17 protein-coding genes and 1 pseudogene are annotated in these 19060 nt (G+C 46.5%); 14 read left to right on the top strand and 4 right to left on the bottom strand.

The window, feature by feature from the left end:
• Nucleotides 1-16 precede the first annotated feature (16 nt).
• From murC to serA, 10 genes are all read left to right on the top strand, one after another.
• Nucleotides 17-1456, top strand: a complete 1440-nt coding sequence (murC, locus tag EDC45_RS05255; RefSeq protein WP_133544196.1) for a UDP-N-acetylmuramate--L-alanine ligase — start codon at nt 17-19, stop codon at nt 1454-1456.
• A gap of 40 nt (nt 1457-1496) precedes the next feature.
• The gene (locus EDC45_RS05250; RefSeq protein ID WP_133544194.1) at nt 1497-2420 is read left to right on the top strand and encodes a D-alanine--D-alanine ligase; all 924 of its coding nucleotides are present in this window, start codon (nt 1497-1499) and stop codon (nt 2418-2420) included.
• Entirely contained in the window at nt 2420-3193 is a 774-nt protein-coding gene (locus tag EDC45_RS05245; protein WP_133544192.1) for a cell division protein FtsQ/DivIB, read from the top strand. The genes EDC45_RS05250 and EDC45_RS05245 overlap by 1 nt, the downstream gene beginning before the upstream one ends.
• A 43-nt stretch (nt 3194-3236) precedes the next feature.
• Nucleotides 3237-4529 (top strand): cell division protein FtsA, encoded by a 1293-nt coding sequence (gene ftsA / locus EDC45_RS05240; RefSeq protein WP_133544190.1) that lies wholly within the window; start codon nt 3237-3239, stop codon nt 4527-4529.
• Between the two features lie 81 nt (nt 4530-4610).
• Nucleotides 4611-5813, top strand: a complete 1203-nt coding sequence (gene ftsZ / locus EDC45_RS05235; protein ID WP_133544188.1) for a cell division protein FtsZ — start codon at nt 4611-4613, stop codon at nt 5811-5813.
• A 44-nt stretch (nt 5814-5857) separates the two neighbouring features.
• Nucleotides 5858-6775, top strand: a complete 918-nt coding sequence (gene lpxC, locus EDC45_RS05230; protein ID WP_133544186.1) for a UDP-3-O-acyl-N-acetylglucosamine deacetylase — start codon at nt 5858-5860, stop codon at nt 6773-6775.
• Nucleotides 6776-6880: 105 nt separating this feature from the next.
• Complete coding sequence (gene rdgB, locus EDC45_RS05225; protein ID WP_133544184.1) at nt 6881-7483, top strand: RdgB/HAM1 family non-canonical purine NTP pyrophosphatase; 603 nt, start codon at nt 6881-6883, stop codon at nt 7481-7483.
• Nucleotides 7484-7486: 3 nt separating this feature from the next.
• A complete protein-coding gene (gene hemW / locus EDC45_RS05220; protein WP_133544182.1) occupies nt 7487-8647 on the top strand; it encodes a radical SAM family heme chaperone HemW in 1161 nt (386 codons plus the stop codon).
• A 134-nt stretch (nt 8648-8781) separates the two neighbouring features.
• Nucleotides 8782-9441 carry a ribose-5-phosphate isomerase RpiA gene (rpiA, locus tag EDC45_RS05215; RefSeq protein ID WP_133544179.1) on the top strand — a complete coding sequence of 220 codons (660 nt, stop codon included), beginning with the start codon at nt 8782-8784 and terminating at the stop codon, nt 9439-9441.
• A gap of 32 nt (nt 9442-9473) precedes the next feature.
• Nucleotides 9474-10706: a phosphoglycerate dehydrogenase gene (serA, locus tag EDC45_RS05210; RefSeq protein ID WP_133544177.1), complete on the top strand. Its 1233-nt coding sequence runs from the start codon at nt 9474-9476 to the stop codon at nt 10704-10706.
• Nucleotides 10707-10922: 216 nt separating this feature from the next.
• Here serA and EDC45_RS05205 read toward each other — a convergent pair whose 3' ends face one another.
• Nucleotides 10923-11585, bottom strand: a complete 663-nt coding sequence (locus EDC45_RS05205) for a hypothetical protein (RefSeq protein WP_243728768.1) — start codon at nt 11583-11585, stop codon at nt 10923-10925.
• Between the two features lies 1 nt (nt 11586).
• Nucleotides 11587-11679: pseudogene (locus EDC45_RS10500) on the bottom strand (MerR family transcriptional regulator); the annotation flags it as partial.
• A gap of 100 nt (nt 11680-11779) precedes the next feature.
• Between EDC45_RS10500 and EDC45_RS05195 the strand changes: the two are divergent.
• On the top strand, nt 11780-12619 hold the full coding sequence (locus EDC45_RS05195) for an ABC transporter six-transmembrane domain-containing protein (RefSeq protein ID WP_133544170.1): 840 nt from the start codon (nt 11780-11782) through the stop codon (nt 12617-12619).
• A 41-nt stretch (nt 12620-12660) separates the two neighbouring features.
• Here the strand turns inward: EDC45_RS05195 and EDC45_RS05190 are convergent, their stop codons facing one another.
• Nucleotides 12661-13566, bottom strand: a complete 906-nt coding sequence (locus EDC45_RS05190) for a LysR family transcriptional regulator (protein ID WP_133544168.1) — start codon at nt 13564-13566, stop codon at nt 12661-12663.
• Between the two features lie 111 nt (nt 13567-13677).
• Between EDC45_RS05190 and EDC45_RS05185 the strand changes: the two genes are divergently transcribed.
• From EDC45_RS05185 to EDC45_RS05175, 3 genes are all read left to right on the top strand, one after another.
• Complete coding sequence (locus tag EDC45_RS05185; protein WP_133544166.1) at nt 13678-14061, top strand: nuclear transport factor 2 family protein; 384 nt, start codon at nt 13678-13680, stop codon at nt 14059-14061.
• A gap of 80 nt (nt 14062-14141) precedes the next feature.
• Nucleotides 14142-15257: an NADH-dependent flavin oxidoreductase gene (locus EDC45_RS05180; RefSeq protein WP_133544164.1), complete on the top strand. Its 1116-nt coding sequence runs from the start codon at nt 14142-14144 to the stop codon at nt 15255-15257.
• Between the two features lie 80 nt (nt 15258-15337).
• Nucleotides 15338-15898, top strand: coding sequence for a flavin reductase family protein (locus EDC45_RS05175; RefSeq protein WP_133544162.1), 561 nt, complete (start codon nt 15338-15340; stop codon nt 15896-15898).
• A 61-nt stretch (nt 15899-15959) separates the two neighbouring features.
• Here the strand turns inward: EDC45_RS05175 and EDC45_RS05170 are convergent, their stop codons facing one another.
• On the bottom strand, nt 15960-18974 hold the full coding sequence (locus tag EDC45_RS05170) for a glycoside hydrolase family 2 TIM barrel-domain containing protein (protein ID WP_133544508.1): 3015 nt from the start codon (nt 18972-18974) through the stop codon (nt 15960-15962).
• Nucleotides 18975-19060 lie beyond the last annotated feature (86 nt).

The following is a 19060-nucleotide window of genomic DNA, read 5'->3' as shown; positions in this document are numbered from 1 at the left end:
AAACGGAAAAAAGAAGATGACGAATAATAAAAAACAAGCCTGCTTACCTCAAGGGAATACGGTTCCCGGTATGCGTCGGGTAAATCAGATTCATTTTGTCGGTATCGGCGGTGCCGGTATGGGAGGGATTGCGGAAGTCCTGTTGAATAAAGGTTATAAAATCACCGGTTCCGATATTAATCAGAATGCGGTTACCAATCGTTTGTCCGCTCTGGGCGCCAAAATTTATTTCGGTCATGCGCCGGAAAATGTGGAAAACGCCAGTGTAGTTGTGGTTTCCAGTGCGATTAAAGCGGATAACCTTGAGGTGGTCGCCGCCCATGAGAAACGTATCCCGGTAATTCAACGCGCACAAATGTTGGCGGAGATTATGCGTTTTCGACATGGCATCGCCATTGCAGGTACCCATGGTAAAACTACCACTACGGCAATGATTTCAATGATTTATGCGCAAGCGGGGCTGGATCCCACCTTTGTTAACGGCGGTTTGGTCAAATCTGCCGGTACTAACGCCCATTTGGGTAACAGTTGCTATCTGATTGCGGAGGCCGATGAAAGCGACGCCTCTTTCCTGCACCTACAACCTATGGTTTCGGTGGTTACCAATATTGAGCCAGACCATATGGATACCTATCATGGTAATTTTGAGGAAATGAAGCAGACCTATGTTAATTTCCTCCATAATTTACCTTTCTACGGGCTGGCGGTAATGTGCGCGGATGATCCGGTACTGACCGAATTGATTCCGAAAGTCGGACGTCAGGTGATTACCTACGGTTTTAGCCAAGAGGCGGACTATCGGATAGAAAATTACGAACAAACCGGTTTTCAGGGCCATTACAGCGTAATTACGCCGAGCGGCGAGCGCATTGAGATATTATTGAACGTACCGGGTCGACATAATGCCCTAAATGCCACGGCGGCACTGGCCGTAGCCAAAGAAGAAGGTATTGGGAATGAAGCTATTTTAGCCGCACTGGCGGATTTCCAAGGAGCCGGACGCCGTTTCGATCAATTGGGCGAATTTATCCGCCCGAACGGTAAGGTAATGCTGGTGGACGATTACGGCCACCACCCAACCGAAGTGGAAGTAACTATTGAGGCGGCGCGCCGGGGTTGGGAAAATAAACGTATCGTTATGATATTTCAGCCTCATCGTTACTCCAGAACCCGAGATTTATTCGATGATTTCGTACGCGTGCTGTCCAAAGTGGACGCATTGATTATGTTGGACGTTTATGCCGCCGGCGAAGCGCCGATTGCCGGTGCGGACAGCCGCGCCTTATGTCGTTCCATCCGAACCCTGGGTAAAGTGGATCCAATTTTGGTTTCCGAACAGGCTCAGTTGGCGGAAGTAATGGATCAGATTCTGCAGGACGGAGATTTAATTTTAGCCCAGGGGGCGGGGGACGTAAGTAAACTTTCCCGTCAACTGGCGGAGCAGTGGACAGAATAATCATTCTGTCGGTAGATACAGTAAAAGCCGGATAACTAACATGAAAGCATTAAAACAACAGAAAATTGCCGTATTATTGGGCGGAACTTCCGCCGAACGAGAAGTATCCTTAAATTCAGGCAGTGCGGTTTTGCAGGCGCTGCGCAATCGGGGATATGATGCTTATGCCATAGATCCTCAGCAAACCTCCGTGATGGATTTGAAAGAACAGGGATTCGAGCGCGTGTTTAATATTCTGCACGGCCGCGGCGGGGAAGACGGAACAATGCAGGGCCTGTTAGAGCAAATCGGTTTGCCTTATACCGGCTGCGGAGTTATGGCCTCTTCACTGACCATGGATAAACTGCGGACTAAAATGTTGTGGAAAGGCTTCGGCCTGCCCATTGCGGATATGGAAATCGTTACCGCCGCCAATGCGGCAGAACTAAATCCGCAGGCCGTAGTCGAACGTTTAGGTCTGCCGTTGATGGTGAAGCCTTCGCGCGAGGGATCCAGCGTGGGATTAACCAAGGTTAAAGCGCTGGAAGAACTGAAAGCGGCGGTGGATTTAGCCTTGCGCCATGATGATACGGTATTGATCGAAGAATGGTTGGACGGGATAGAACTTACGGTTCCGGTATTGGATAACCAGGTATTACCGGCAATTCAGATTATTCCCGAAGGCGAATTTTACGATTACCAAGCCAAATATATTTCCGATAATACCCAATACCTTTGTCCCGCGCCCTTGAGCGAAGCAAAGGAAGCGGAACTGCGGAAACTGGTTAAACGGGCTTATGATGCGGTGGGTTGTCGGGGCTGGAGCCGAATCGATGTCATGACCGACAGCGAGGGAAATTTCCGTTTGGTGGAAGTGAATACTACGCCGGGTATGACAAGTCATAGTCTGTTCCCTAAATCCGCATCTCAGGTCGGTTATATTTTTGAAGACCTGGTTGAGAAAATTCTGGAGCTGAGTGTTTAATGGCCGTAATAAAACGCAAAACGACACAAAATAATCTGAAGATTAATGAGCCGAAAGCAAGAGTTTTTGTGCAAATTAAACCTCTACTTGTGCTATTATGCGTTGGCGTGCTTTATTATACCTATGCTAACTGGCAGAGCCTGTTGGATAAACTGGACGATAGACCCATCAGTTCTTTTGCCCTGTTAGGTTCCCCCCAGTTTACCGCACATTCCGATGTTCGCGATATGATTCTAAAAATGGGCGAACTGAAGGGATTTTTCGGTCAGGATACGGAAATTGTGCGTCAGCAGATTCAGTCGATGCCTTGGATTAAAGGGGCGGTGGTAAGAAAAATCTGGCCTGACAGACTAAGTATCTGGGTGGCGGAATATACGCCCGTTGCTTTCTGGAACGATAATCAGTTCCTGGCCGCCGACGGCGTGGTATTCAATTTGCCGGCGGATAAACTGAAAGAAACCAATTTACCTCGGCTATTCGGTCCGGACTACCAGAGTCTCACCGTATTATCCGCCTGGAACCGGCTCTTTAACGAACTGAAATCGAAAGGAATGGGTTTAAAAGCGCTTTCTATCGATGAACGCGGCTCTTGGGAGTTGGTACTGGATAGCGGAATTACCCTGAAGCTGGGGCGGGGAGAATGGCAATCTAAAATCGATCGCTTTATGACCATTTATCCGCAAATCGAAATTCCCGAGGGTAAAAAAATCGCTTATGTGGATTTGAGATATAAGGTCGGCGCCGCAGTCAGTTTTACCGATATTGACGAATAGCGTTGCAGCGCAAGAATTAAATATAATACTGTGAAATAAAAAAATGGCGAAAATTGTGGAATCAAAAACTATCGTGGGCTTAGAAGTTGGAACTTCTAAGGTGGTTGCCGTGGTCGGCGAAGTATTACCCGACGGTGTGGTTAACGTACTCGGCGTGGGGAGCTGTCCCTCTAAAGGAATCGATAAAGGCAGTATTACCGACCTGGCGGCGGTAGTTAATTCTATCCAGCGTGCCATCGAGGCGGCGGAATCCGTTGCCGATTGCCAGATTATGTCGGTTACCCTAGCCATTACCGGCGAGCATATTCAAAGCCTGAACGAAAGCGGCTTCGTCCCTATCGCCGAAGGCGAGGTTACCCAGGAGGAAATTGATTCCGCCATGCATACGGCAAGTTCGGTAAAACTACCGGAAGGCCTGTCTTTGCTGCACGTGATTCCGCAGGAATATGCCGTGGATAAACAGCAAAACATTAAAAATCCGCTCGGTTTGCAGGGGGTGCGTTTAAAAGCCCAAGCTCATCTTATCGCCTGCCATCAGGCATGGTTGAATAATCTGCAGAAAGCGGTGGAAACCTGCGGTCTGAAAGTGGATCAAATCGTTTTTTCCGGCTTAGCCTCTACCTATTCCGTGCTAACCGAGGACGAAAAGGATCTGGGCGTTTGTATGATCGATTTCGGCGGCGGCTCCATGGATATTATGGTGTATACCAACGGTGCGCTGCGTTTCAGTAAGGTAATACCTTACGGCGGTAATACTATTACCGATTATGTCGCCCAGAGCCTGACCACTTCAAGAAACGAAGCGGAAAGCGTTAAGATCAACTACGGCAATGCGGTGAACCCTACGCCGGAACAGGCGGAGCAATTGCACAAGAAAAAAATCGAAGTGGCGGGATTGGGCGGTTGTACCCCAAGAACCTTTACCAAGGCTCAGATTGTCGAGGTAACCTCCCGTTGTTACGGCGATTTATTGCAGGTGGTGGAAAATGAGCTGGCGCAGTTACGTAACGAACTTACGATGAAAGGAATCAAACAGGATCTTATCGCCGGTATTGTTTTAACCGGCGGTAGTTCGCAGATGGAAGGTATTGCAAAATGCGCGAGCGAGATTTTCGGTTCTCATGTTCGCATCGGTAATCCGCTGAATATTACCGGCTTAACGGATTACGTTAATAAGCCGCAGTATGCCACGGTGCTGGGGTTATTGCAGTACAGCCATCATAATGAAGACGAATCGACCCCGGGATTCGGCGGTCAGGGTTCGGATAGCGGCCTGTTCGGTTCTCTTTGGGGAAAAATGAAAAAAATTGCAAATAAAGTGAAGTCAGAATTTTGATAATTTGCATTTTTAATCTACAATAGGAAAAATTTAGGATTATTGAGTGTTAGAGCATATCTGGCATGACGGAGAGTACAAATGTTTGAACCAGTTGAATATGGATTTGACGATGAGATCGGCCGCACGCTGATTAAAGTCGTAGGTGTCGGCGGTGGCGGCGGTAATGCGGTGAACCATATGGTGAGCAATATGATTACCAACGGCGGAACCTTAGTCGGGGATAACTCAATTGCCAGTGATGAACACGGAGAAATTATTTTCTACGCCGTCAATACAGATGCTCAGGCATTACGCAAGAGTATCGTACAGCAAACGGTTCAAATCGGTGCGGCGACTACTAAAGGTCTTGGTGCAGGCGCCAATCCGAATGTAGGGCGCAAAGCGGCGGAAGATGACCAGGAAGCCATCCGCGCCATGTTGGAAGGCGCCGATATGGTTTTTATCGCCGCAGGTATGGGTGGCGGTACGGGTACGGGAGCGGCGCCTATTGTTGCTCAGGTGGCGAAAGAACTGGGTATTCTCACCGTTGCGGTGGTAACCAAACCTTTCTCCTTTGAAGGTAAAAAGCGTATGGCTTTTGCCGAACTGGGGATTAAAGAATTATCCAAACATGTAGACTCTCTGATTATTATTCCTAATGAAAAACTGTTAAAAGTACTGGGTAAAACTACCACCCTGGTACAGGCGTTCTCCGCCGTCAACGATATTCTGCGTAATGCGGTAACCGGTATTTCCGATATGATCACCTCTCCGGGTCTGATTAATGTGGACTTTGCCGATGTGAGAACGGTTATGTCCGAAATGGGACGTGCGATGATGGGGGCCGGTGTGGCTCAAGGATCGGTAAGTGATGGCAGGGCGGAAAAAGCCGCACAGGACGCAGTAGCCAGCCCGTTGTTGGAAGACGTGGATTTATCCGGTGCCAAAGGGGTGCTGGTTAATATTACCGCCGGTATGGATTTAGGACTGGATGAGTTTTATGCGGTCGGCGATATTATTCGCGCGTTCGCTTCCGACGAAGCCACAGTCGTAGTAGGTACCACCTTAGTACCGGAAATGGTTGATGAAATTCGGGTAACCATCGTGGCGACTGGAATCGGCGATATTGAAGATCCCGCCGCACCTTTGTCGCCGGTAGCGCAGCGTCCGGTGAATACCGCCGGCGTAGCCCAGAGCGTACAGAATGCTAATCCGGCGCCGGTACAGGCGGAACAGCCTGCGCGTCCGAGCTCTCTTGGCAACAATGATTTATTTAAACCGGCATTTTTGCGCGATAAATAATCCGAATTTATAAATGTTATTCATGTAATACATTGAGAAAAACTATGCTTAAACAAAGAACATTAAAACAAAGCATTAAAGTTACAGGCGTGGGTTTACACAGCGGTAATAAAGTTACCCTGAACCTGCGCCCCGCCGCACCGAATACCGGTGTGATTTATTGTCGTACGGATCTTAACCCGCCGGTTTCTTTTACGGCGGATGCGAAAGCCGTACGGGATACCATGCTTTGTACCGCATTAGTTAATGACCAAGGCGTGCGTATTTCCACCGTAGAACATTTGAATTCGGCACTGGCGGGCTTAGGCATCGATAATATTATTATCGAAGTGGATGCGCCGGAAATTCCTATTATGGACGGTAGCGCCAGCCCGTTTGTATATCTGTTACTGGATGCGGGTATTGAAGAGCAAAATGCCGCCAAGAAGTTTATTCGGGTAAAACGCAATATTCGGGTTGAAGATGGCGACAAATGGGCGGAATTATCACCTTATAACGGTTTCCGTCTGGATTTTACCATTGATTTCGATCACCCGGCCATCGGTAAAAATCTCAGTAATTATCGCTTAGATTTCTCCACGCAGAAATTTGTTCAGCAAATCAGTCGTGCCAGAACCTTCGCCTTTATGAAGGATATCGAATATCTACAGTCGCGTGGATTGGCTTTGGGCGGTAGTCTGGATAACGCTATCGTACTGGACAATTATCGTGTGCTCAACGAAGAAGGTTTACGCTTCCAAGACGAACTTGTGCGACACAAAATGCTAGATGCCATCGGCGATTTATTTATGTCCGGTTATAACATTATCGGCGATTTCAAAGCCTATAAGTCCGGCCATGGTCTGAATAACAAATTGTTACGCGCCTTGCTGGAAAACCAAAGCGCTTGGGAATTTGTAACCTTTGAGGATAAAGAAAGCGTTCCGCAAAGTTATGTATCACCGGCTCAGGTATTAATTTAACCTCCCGCCGTTAGTTCGGACCAGATAAAATCTGCATTGCCAAGAGATACTTGCATGCAGATTTTTTGTATATGGCGCCAAGTGAAATTTACACAGGAAATAAGAATGAAACAGAAAATCGTACTTGCCACCGGTAATCAGGGCAAAGTAAAAGAAATGTCGGACGTATTGGCGGATTTCGGCTTTGAAGTGGTGGCACAAACGGAATTGGGAATTGAAAGCCCGGAAGAAACCGGGCTGACCTTTGTGGAAAATGCCATTTTAAAAGCCCGCCATGCGGCAAAAATCAGCGGTCTTCCGGCCATTGCCGATGACAGCGGGTTAGTGGTAAAAGCGCTGGGCGGCGAGCCGGGCTTATATTCCGCGCGCTATGCCGGTGTGGACGGCGAGCATGCTGATGCCCGCAACAGAGCAAAATTATTACAGGAAATGGCCCGGATTCCTGCTGAAGGGCGACAGGCCAAATTTGTCAGCTGTATTGTGATGTTACAGCATGAAAAGGATCCTTCGCCGCTGATTGCCGAGGGCGAATGTTCCGGCAGCATTTTATTTGAAGAAAGAGGCGAAAACGGATTTGGTTACGATAGCCTGTTTTTCAGTCCGCAACAAGGCTGCACCTTTGCCGAGCTGGAAACCGCCGCAAAGAAAAAAATTTCTCATCGCGCCAATGCGTTAGCGGTGCTAAAACACAAATTGGTTACCGACTAAGAAATGCTTAATCAGTTAATGTTACCGCCGCTGAGTCTGTATATTCATATTCCCTGGTGCGTGCAGAAATGCCCCTATTGCGATTTCAACTCCCATGCACAGAAGGGAATTATTCCGGAAGGGGATTATATTCGGCATCTATTAGCGGATTTGGCGGCGGATCTGCAGCGTTACCGACAGACTGTAGAGGAACGGCCGTTACATTCTATTTTTATCGGCGGCGGTACGCCGAGTTTATTCTCAGCGCAAAGTATTGAGTCGCTGCTCAAGGGGATTCGCGCTCAGATCCCTTTTTCCGAGGGAATAGAAATTACCCTTGAAGCCAACCCCGGAACGGCGGAAGCGGAACGCTTTCAAGGCTACGTTGAGGCCGGTGTAAATCGTATTTCTATGGGGATTCAAAGCTTTTCCGAGCAAAAATTGAAAGCTTTGGGCCGAATCCACAACGGAGCGGAAGCGGAAAGAGCGGTCGGTTTTGCCAAAGTTTCCGGCCTACGCAGTTTTAACCTTGATTTAATGCACGGCCTGCCCGATCAAACCTGCGAACAGGCGCTGGCGGATTTAGAGCGCGCAATTGAATTGGCACCGCCGCATTTATCCTGGTATCAGCTCACCATAGAGCCGAACACCCTGTTTGCTTATCGCCCGCCTCGATTGCCCGATGAAGACCAATTGTGGGATATTTTCGAGCAGGGGCATCGCTTGCTGCAAAATGCCGGTTATGAGCAATATGAAACCTCCGCTTATGCCAAACCCGGTTACCAGTGCGCACATAACCTGAATTATTGGCGTTTCGGCGATTACTTGGCGATTGGTTGCGGCGCGCACGGCAAATTAACCTTCCGCGAGGGAGATATTCTTCGCTATTCCAAGACTAAACACCCCAAAGGTTATTTGCGCGGCGAATATTTATATGAAGAAAAAAAGGTGGCCGAAAAGGACCGCTCTTTTGAATTTTTTATGAATCGTTTTCGTTTATTGGAACCTGTGGCGAAGTCGGATTTCGAAAAGCTGACCGGATTATCTTCGCATGAGGTGGCGGCGCAAATGAAACGGGCGGAAGCACTGAATTATATTACGACTAGCGATGATAGCTGGCAGGTTACCGAACGGGGAAAATTATTTTTGAACGAACTGCTTGAACTGTTTTTAACCGATGACTAGTTAAATTTCCGTCGCTCTTCAAGGGATATTCGCCTGAGAACGGGCGAGATATTTTCTGTACGGGGCTTGTTTATATAAAGAATTGGTATTAAAGTAATTACGCAAACGTTTTCCTAACTAAAAGGACAGCCTAAATGAATCAGCTCGAAATGAAAAAAGCGGCCGCTCAAGCGGCATTACAATTTGTTAAACCTGATACTATCGTCGGCGTAGGGAGCGGTTCCACGGTGAATTGCTTTATTGAAGCCCTGGGTAGCCTGCGCCATCAGATTAAAGGTGCCGTGGCCGCTTCAAAAGCCTCGGAGCAGTTACTGGTTCGGCAGGGGATCGAAGTATTCAGCGCCAATGATGTTTCGGGACTGGATATTTATGTTGATGGCGCCGATGAAATTAATCCGCAGAAAATGATGATTAAAGGCGGCGGGGCGGCACTAACCCGTGAGAAAATCGTAGCTTCGTTGGCAAAAAATTTCATCTGTATTGTTGATGAAAGCAAATTAGTCGATGTATTGGGCTCAACCTTCCCGCTGCCGGTGGAAGTCATTCCGATGGCACGCTCCCAAGTGGCTCGTAAACTGGTGGCGCTTGGCGGTTCGCCGGAATGGCGTGAAAACGTAGTAACGGATAACGGTAATATTATTTTAGACGTACATAATTTTAAGATTATGAATCCGGTAGAAATGGAAAAAAATTTAAATAATATTGCCGGTATCGTAACTAACGGTATCTTCGCCCTGAATTCTGCCGCAACAGTAGTTGTAGGTACGGCAGAGGGAACTAAAATTATCCGCTGATAATAAAAAATAATTAATTAAGGAAGGCAAATATGACAGCTAAAGTCTCTCTCGATAAATCAAAAATAAAGTTCCTGTTACTGGAAGGGGTGCATCAGAGCGCATTGGATACCCTGCATGCGGCGGGCTACACTAATATTGAATATCATAAAAAAGCGCTGGAACCGGAAGAGTTAAAGGAAGCGATTAAAGATGCGCATTTTATCGGTCTGCGCTCTCGTACCAATTTAACCGCCGATGTGCTTGAGCATGCACATAAACTTATTGCCGTGGGTTGCTTTTGTATCGGCACCAATCAGGTGGATTTAATCGCTGCGGAAAAACTCGGTATCCCCGTATTTAACGCACCATTTTCCAATACCCGTTCCGTTGCCGAATTAGTTTTAGGCGAAATTCTGTTATTAATGCGCAATATTCCGAAAGCGAATGCACAGGTTCACCGCGGCGAATGGAATAAATCCGCCGTAGGTTCTCATGAAGTGCGTGGTAAAAAACTGGGTATTATCGGCTATGGTCATATCGGCTCCCAGTTAAGTATTATTGCCGAATCTCTGGGCATGAATGTTTATTTCTACGATATCGAAACCAAATTGCCGTTAGGTAACGCACAACAGCTCGGTTCATTGCAGGAATTGCTTTCCAGCTGCGATATTATCTCGTTGCACGTACCGGAAAATGCCTCGACCAAAAATATGATTAATGCGGAACGTATTGCCCAGCTGAAGCAAGACTGCATCTTTATTAATGCCGCACGGGGTACCGTAGTGGACATTGATGCACTGGCGCAAGCATTGGAAAGCGGCAAAATTCGCGGTGCCGCCATTGACGTATTTCCACAGGAACCGGCATCGGCCGGCGAAGTATTCGAATCGCCGCTGCGCAAATTTGATAACGTTATTCTTACCCCTCATATCGGCGGTTCCACATCGGAAGCACAGGAAAATATCGGCACCGAAGTGGCAAGCAAATTCGTGAAATATTCCGATAACGGCTCCACTTTATCGGCGGTCAACTTTCCGGAAGTTTCCTTACCGGAACATCATGGAACCAAACGTCTGCTGCATATCCATGCTAATCGCCCGGGGATATTGAATAAAATCAACCAGGTTTTTGTGGATGAAAATATTAATATCGCCGCACAATACCTACAGACAGATCCGCAAATCGGTTATGTGGTTATCGATGTGGAAACGGAAGATGCACACTCTCTGTTACATAGACTAAAAGAAATCGAAGGTACGATTCGTACGCGTATTCTTTATTAAGGGTAAAAATAGAAAAGTGCGGTTGAAATTTCTTTAGTTTTTAATCCTCGTCTAAAGCCGCACTTAGCTCTCAATCAGATCCTTACTTTTGCAAAAAGTAAGGATTTTTTTACAAATAGCGCCAATTAAAATTAGCTTCGAACGAGGGAGATTATCTTTGCTATGCGGAACGGAACGGAACGGAACGGAAAGGGGGGCGCATACTTAGAGAGAGGGTTAATCTTGGTTTTCCTGCTCCGCCGCAATCCAGACTTCGGCATAATCCTGCGTTCCCCGGCGGCTGTCGGCGGCAAAGGCAAGAAAGTTACTAACGGCATAACAGGGCCGATAGCCCATGGCCTTACATTCATCGAATAACTGTACTAAATTATGCTGATTACTGTAGTGATTCCAGGTCAATAAACCGGTTAAATATAATCTCGCTTCAGAATCCGCCGGACGTAACAGTTTTCCCGTTTTATTGGGGAGGAACATACCGAATTGGCAATCTTCCGGTTTTTCCGGCAAAAACAGATCCGCCGATTGAAAGGGCGTGATAGATTGTTTAACATCTTCAGCCTGATAAAGATCCACCGCATAAATGGCGGGAAGCTGCTTATATTCGACGCATAGCGGCTGCGATTTCAGCTGCATAATTCTTTCTAATGCGCGCTGCTTTAATTCTATTTTTTTCAAGCTTTGTTTTATTTGTTTAATTTGCTCGCCGAGTTTATGTTTATTTTCGGTTAATAGCGCCAGTAATGCGCTTTCGTCCATCTTATAAATCTGTTTAACCTGTTCTACGGCAATATCCATTTCCCGAAATTCTATGACATCGATAATATTGGCATAAATTATGCAGTGAAATTTGACGATATTGATTCTGGCGGTTGCGTTCAAATCGAATTAATCCCTGTTTATCCCAGTAACGTAAAGTGGAGGTGGGAATATTTAATAATTTAGCGACTTGATCTAATTTGAATAAGGCTTTCATTTTTAGCTTGATTACCCATAGAGAAGACTTGACCTTAAACCAAGTTTAACCTTTATACTGGCGTTCTTTCAATGAGAAACCTTGATTTTAGGTGTAAAAAATGTGGCATAGCCTTAAAAAAATTGCGTTAGATTATCATCGTAAATTAATGATTACTTTTTCCTTGGTGGCGGTTGAAAACCTACTCTTTTTAACCTATCCCGTTTTTGCCGGTTTTTCCATCAATGCAATGATGAAGGGGGAACTGATACAAGCCCTTAGCTATGCGGTGATTGTGTTGGTATTTTGGTTAATCGGCGGGTTACGGCGAAAAGTGGATACACAAACTTTTGCTCGAATTTACTCGGCGCTTGCCGTGCCGGTGATTTTAAATCAGCGAAAACAGGGGAAATCCCATTCTTCCATTAGTGCAAGAGTGGCCCTTTCACGAGAGTTCGTCGATTTTTTTGAAACCCATTTACCGATATTTATCACCTCATTGGTTTCCATTGTCGGCTCGGTAATAATGTTATTATTGATTGAATTTTGGCTAGGTATTGCTTGTAGCGTTATTTTATTTATTTTTGCTTTTTTTATTCCCAGATTTGTCAGAAAAATCGATTACTTATATTTAAAATTAAATAATAGATTGGAAAAAGAAGTAGGATTTATCGGTTCGGCAAAAGCTTATCAATTAAATAAACATTACCAATTAATGGCAAAATTAAGAATTTATATTTCCAATCGGGAAGCATTAAATTTTATTTATATTGGTAGTGCAATGGCAATATTATTCGCCATTGCCATTAGTATGATGACCCATAATAGCCAATTAAACGCCGGACATATTTATGCGGTAATGACCTATTTATGGACATTCGCCACCGGTTTGGACGACAGCCCGAAACTGATTGAACAATACGCCAAACTTAAGGATGTCGGTAAAAGGGTGGATTTATAAGTGCTGAGCGCATAAAAAACACTGATGAAACAGACCGCACTTTATCCTTGGTTTTCTGTAAATTGATCAATAATTTGTTGCCTTAACCAGCGATAAACCGGGCTGTGATGAGTGCGCTCGTGCCAGGCGAGGCATTTACTGTATCCCTGAATCGGCAAGGGCGGTTGTTTGGCGATAATTCCCTGTTGATGCTGTAACAGATGATGAGGGGCAACGGCAATATAATCGCTTTGGCGCAGCAGTTCGGGTAGCAGCAGAAAATTATTCAGCGATATGGCTACGTTACGCCGATGTCCCATTGCCGCCAAGGCTTTATCCGTCGCTCCGTCAAAGCGCCCGCCGCTGTAAGAAACCAAAATATGCTGTTGAGCGCAAAAGCTGGTTAAATCCAGAGGCTTATCGGCAATAGGATGATGGGTGCGCATAAGACATACATAATGTTCGTTATAGAGCTTACGATAGCGAACATTTGGCGGTAAGGCTAAATCCGAGCAGATAATAAGATCTAATTCTCCCTTTTCCAGCATGGCTTCAATTGGGCGCCCTTGGATAGAAAAGGTCGCCAGCCTAATATTCGGCGCAATTTGACGCAGCCTATGGCTAAAGGCGGGCAAAATATGATTAAAACCGTTATCGGTGGCGGCAATACGTAGGCTCATGTTTAATTCGGCGGGAACAAAATCGGGCTTTTGTACCAAGGCATCAATTTCACACAGAATCCGTTTAACCGGTTCCGCAAGGGCCAAGGCGCGTTCCGTAGGAATAATACCGTGCGCCGCTCGAATAAATAGCGGATCCTCAAAGCGATGGCGCAGACGATTTAACATTGAGCTGACCGCCGGCTGAGTGAGAGCAAGCCGCTTGGCAGCTTTGGTAACGCTGCGTTCCTCCAGTAAGGCATTCAGGGCTTTTAACAGATTAAGATCCAGTTGGTTGATATTATTCATATTAATAATAGATATATAAAATGATGATTTTATTTATATCATAATTCTTCCTAAAATGCTCCTCAATAAACGGCAGGGGGCCGTTTTAGCAACTATTGAGGAGAGCCCATAATGACAAAACCAACCTATACCCAGGATTATAAAGCCATTGAACATTTGTTAATTAACCAATACAGCGAGGGCGGTAAACAGGCTAAAAGTGAAATTATGCGCCCGGCGTTCCATAAGGTTGCCACAATGTACAATGCGGACGAAAATGGTCAATTAAGCGGCGGAGCGGTTGCGGATACATTATTTCCAACCATTGATAATCATTTTAAACCTTCTGACAACCCGCGTGTCGCCATTGCCTATATTGATATCAGCGGTACTGCCGCTTCTGCCAGAGTGGATACGGATGAGTTGAGCGGTTACGGTTTTACCGATTATTTCAATTTGTTAAAAATCGACGGAAAATGGATTATCATTAGTAAGATTTTTCACGCTCATTACTAATCATATCATCGTAAGCGGTGGATTTTTATTGGGATTTCTCCGAATAAAGCGACCGCTGGAAAGAAATTAAAGGAACACAAATGAACCCTAAATATCAACCGCTTTTTGAACCCTATACCTTAAATAACGGAGTAAGGGTTAAAAACCGCTTAACCGTAGCCCCAATGACGCATTTCGCCTCAAACGAAGACGGTAGCCTAAGTGAACAGGAACGTCGATTTTTACAACATCGGGCAACGGATTTCGGTTTATTTATTACTGCAGCTACGCTGGTTGCTAAGGGCGGTAAAGCCTTTGCCGGGCAGCCGGAAGCCGTTGCCGAGAAAGATTTACCGAGTTTAAGGGAAGTGGCTCGGATTATTCAGGGACAAGGGGCAAAGGCGATTTTACAGATTCATCACGGCGGCGCTCTCAGCCTGCCCGAATTAAATGACAGAGTTACGGCGCCTTCCGCCATAAATGGGGCGGAGGCTTTAACCGAGCAGGAAGTACAGGATTTGGTGAATGCTTTTGCTCATGCCACCGAGCTGGCTATTCGAGCCGGTTTTGACGGGGTGGAAATTCATGGTGCCAATGCTTATCTCATTCAGCAATTTTATTCTGCACAAACCAATTTACGTACGGACCCTTGGGGCGAACCCCTTGCTTTTCCTCTGGCCGTGGTGGATGCGGTAATTGCGGTACGGGAAAAACATCAGCGCCCCGATTTTATTTTAGGTTATCGTTTCTCTCCGGAAGAAGCGGGAGAGAAAGGGCTGACCATGAAAGAAACCCTTAGCTTAGTCGATGGATTAATGGAGAAATCCTTACAATATCTGCACGTTTCCTTATGGGATTTCTATAAAAAAGTTCGCCGTGGCGCCGATACGAACTTGGCAAGAATGGCCGCTATTCATCAACGCACCGTCGGTAAAATCGCCCTGATTGGGGTTGGAAATTTATTTAGCGCCGACCAGGTTTTAGCCGCTTATCAAACGGGCTGGGCGGAATTTATCGATGTAGGTAAAACGGTAATGCTCAATCCGCAGTTCGCTAAGCTGATTGCCGACGGTCGGGAAAATGAAATTGTTGTCGAATTGGATCCCGCCCGCCCGGATCATTACGGAATTCCCGATCACCTGTGGCAATTATGCGTACAGGGGGGCGACTGGCTGCCGCCGCTGAAAGGTAAAGGCTGGCAGCCCCTGGATATTTAAGCGCATGTAAATCAGCGAACCGCACCGCTATAAAAGTGCGGTTCTTTTTTGAAGAATTTTTATTTTAGAGAAATAAATTTATGGCCATCAAACCCGTACCTATAGAAAAAGCCTATCGCTTACTGAACCACGGACCGACCACAATGATTTCAGCCAAGCATAATGGCATTGAAAACGTAATGTCGGCGGCTTGGGTGTGCGCTTTGGATTATGCACCTCAGGCAAAATTAACCATTGTGGTGGATAAAATTGCCTACACCCGCCAATTGATTGAAAAGAGCGGTTATTTCGCCATACAGATTCCGGTGGCTAAACAGGCGGAATTGGTGATGGCAATGGGACAAAGCCGTAAAGATGTACCTCATAAGTTGGATCGCTTATCGCTATTTTATCAGGACGGATTTGACCTTCCCTTAGTGCGCGACTGCGCCGCCTGGTTGATATGTAAACTGATTCCCGAACCGCACAATCAGCAAGCCCATGATTTATTTATCGGGGAAATTATGGCGGCTTGGGCGGATGAGCGTATTTTTGCCGACGGACATTGGCGCTTTGATCAAGTGCCTGATGAATTGCGTACCCTGCATTATGTTGCCGGCGGCCAGTTTTATCTTATCGGTAAAGGGATCAATCTGGCATAAAGCGCATTTATCCAAAACATATACGGCTGAAATTTTCAGCCGTATATTAGGCATATAGCCTTTAATATAAATCCAGTAAAAATCTGCATTCAAATTGCTTTTCATCTAGGCGGTAGGCTTGCTTTAATGCCGGGCCGCAAGAGTTTGAACCTATACCGCTCATTTTGTAATCGATACATAAAATATCGTATTCAGATTCGCTCAGCTTATAATTATGCGTTTTTGCACAAAGTTCTTCCTGAGAGTAAGGGGAAAAATTAAAGCTGAAGGCTTGATCCGAATAAAGCAGAAAATCCTCGCTTTTGATATATTCGCAACCCCAGTGACTACCGTTTTCCTGCGGTTTCAGATAATCCCTGTGATTGCTTGCCGCATCGGTGCGATAGATACTGAGTTTTGTTGCTTGTCGCTTATCTATATAGCTTTCGTCCGGGCCGTAAGCAAAGTATTCCAACTTTTGTTGTTTGCTCAAAAACAGGCGTAGGCCGAAGCGCGGTAAATAAGGAAGTGCTTGCGGTCGTTGGACGCGGAGCGCGATTTCTATTCTGCCGTTATTTTGCAAACGGTAATCCGCTTCCAGGGTCAGGATCCTGCTTTTGGAAACGGCCAGCAGAGCGCAGCGGGTGCGGATAAGCACTTCTTGTCCATAGGCCTGTAAATGGCTTGCATAACAGCGACTGTAGGCGCGATCGTAGCCGGCATTTTGCCAGCATTCGCTGATTAGCCGATCATTATCCGTGGGCGCCCGCCAAATATTAAATTCAAGAGGGCGCTGAAGAAGCGCTCGGCCGTCTTTTTCCAGTGCGCTCAGGGTACCGCTGTTTTTATCGAAACTACAGCTAAAGCGCGGGTGGCGAATATGAATATGATAGTCCTGTTCTTCCGTTTGCAAAGGGGCGGCGGCATATTGTGCGGGTAACAGATGGGATAGGTTTAAACGCCCGGATAATGTCAGTTGATCGAAGCCGAGGATATGCCCTTCCTCCAGTAAAGGAGCGGCTTTTGCCAGTCGATAGCGGAGATCCAATAATTGTAATTGCCCGTTTGGCGGCGGCAGTTGCAGCGGTAAAAAAACACTTTGATGGGGAGCGCAGCGGATTTTTAGTTGTCCGCTGCGGATAGTTTCGGTATTTTGGCTGAATTCATATTCGATAATCAGATAATCTGCGATATCGGTAAAATCAAGATAGTTTCTGACGGCTATTTTGTCGCCTTTTCGTTCGGCGCGTATCGGACGGTTAACGTTTTTCAGTTCCCGCAGGTTGCTGTGCGGAATACGCTCGGCGGAAACCAGTCCGTCTACGCAGAAATTGCCGTCATGAGGATATTCGCCGAAATCGCCGCCGTAAGCGAGTTTTTTCTTTGTCTGATCCAAATAAGGCGAGTGATCGCACCATTCCCAGACAAAACCGCCGCAGGCGCCGGGATAGCGTTCAAAAATTTGAAAATAATCTTCCGCATCACCGTTGGAATTGCCCATGGCATGGCTGTATTCACAGAGTAAAAAGGGTTTTTTATCCCCTTCCGTGCCAAAATAAGCTTCAATATCTTCCGGAGCGGCATACATTTCACTGTGAAAATCCAGATGCCGAAGATCGTTTTGATGCTCGGAATGCTGATAAATGGCGCTTTCATAATGAACTAAACGGGAGGGATCTCGAGTTTTAACCCAAGCGGCGGCGGCTTCGAAGTTCTCGCCGTAACCGGATTCGTTACCCAGCGACCAGATAACAATAGAGGTGCGGTTTTTGTCCCGTTCCAAATGGGCGTAAGTGCGGTCTAAAATCGCCTGCTTAAATAAGGGCGAACGGGCGAAATAGCAAAAATTATCGATGGTTTGTTGTCTGATGCGTTCATGTTCGCAACGGTTTTTTACATTCAACAGAATACTCTGCTCCGGTACGGAAACATATTGCATACTGGCGCCATGTGCTTCGATATCGCTTTCGCTGATAAGATAAAAACCGTATTGATCGCATAATTCGGCAAACCAGGGCGAGTTCGGATAATGGGCGCTGCGAATCGCATTGATATTATGGGCTTTCATCAGGCGCAGATCCGCAATTGCTTGTTCCCGGCCGATGGCATAGCCGCTGTGGGGATCGCTGTCATGGCGGTTTACCCCGCGGAATTTTATTGCCTGCCGGTTAATCAGCAAGATCCCCTTTTCGATTTCGATCCGGCGCAGGCCGATGCGCTGTAGAATAAATTCTTCGCCATAGTGTAGAATCAGGCTGTAGAGCTGCGGATCCTCCGCATTCCACAGACGGATATCACGCAGTTCAATTTGCCATTGATTGCCTCGCCCTTCTTGTATCAGCTGCCCCTGAGGATCTAGCAGTTGGTATTCGATTTCCCGCATATGTTGTGAGAAGACGGGTTCGACCCATAACTGCGCCCTTTGCAGATCCGGACTGACCTGGGTACGGATAAAAAAGTCCTGCAGATAATTTTGCTCCCGACAGAGTATGAAAACGTCGCGGAAAATGCCCGACATTCGGAATTTATCCTGATCCTCCAGATAGCTGCCGTCGCACCATTTCAGCACCAGTACCATGATTTCATTTTCGCCCGCGCATAAATAAGTACTGATATCAAATTCGGAACTACAATGGCTAATTTGGCTATAACCGACGAAACGGCGATTAATGTAGAGATACAGACAACTGTCCACCCCTTCGAAATTAAGTAAATAGCGCTTGTCGGCACGGGGTTGCAAATGAAAGCTACGCCGATACAGCGCACAGGGGTTTTGCAGGGGAACATAGGGCGGGTCAAAGGGAATCGGGTAGTTGATATTGGTGTACTGGTGCCGATCGTAGCCCTGTTGCTGCCAGTTGGAGGGAACAGGTATCGAATCTTTCGGCGACAGCGCCGGGAAATCCTGCGGCAGATCCTGATAACTATCAAAATAGGCAAAATTCCAATTACCGTTCAGGCCGATAAAATAATCGGATTCCTCCCTGGCCTTGGCAAGGGCGCTGTGTTTGCTCGGGTGGGGAATAAAATAAGCATGATGAGGCGTAGTATTCAGATGAAGTACTTCGGGGTTTTCAAAATAGTTCGGCAGCATAATATGACCCTTGCGCATAAGAGAGAATGGGTATCGCTTTTCCGCCACGGCGGGTAATCGCCCGCCGAGATTTTGGTTTATGGCATAGA

The sequence above is a fragment of the Mesocricetibacter intestinalis genome (assembly GCF_004363295.1).
Taxonomy (GTDB): domain Bacteria; phylum Pseudomonadota; class Gammaproteobacteria; order Enterobacterales; family Pasteurellaceae; genus Mesocricetibacter; species Mesocricetibacter intestinalis.
The sequence above is the reverse complement of the archived record's forward strand: the minus strand, read 5'-3'. Positions and strand labels throughout refer to the sequence as shown.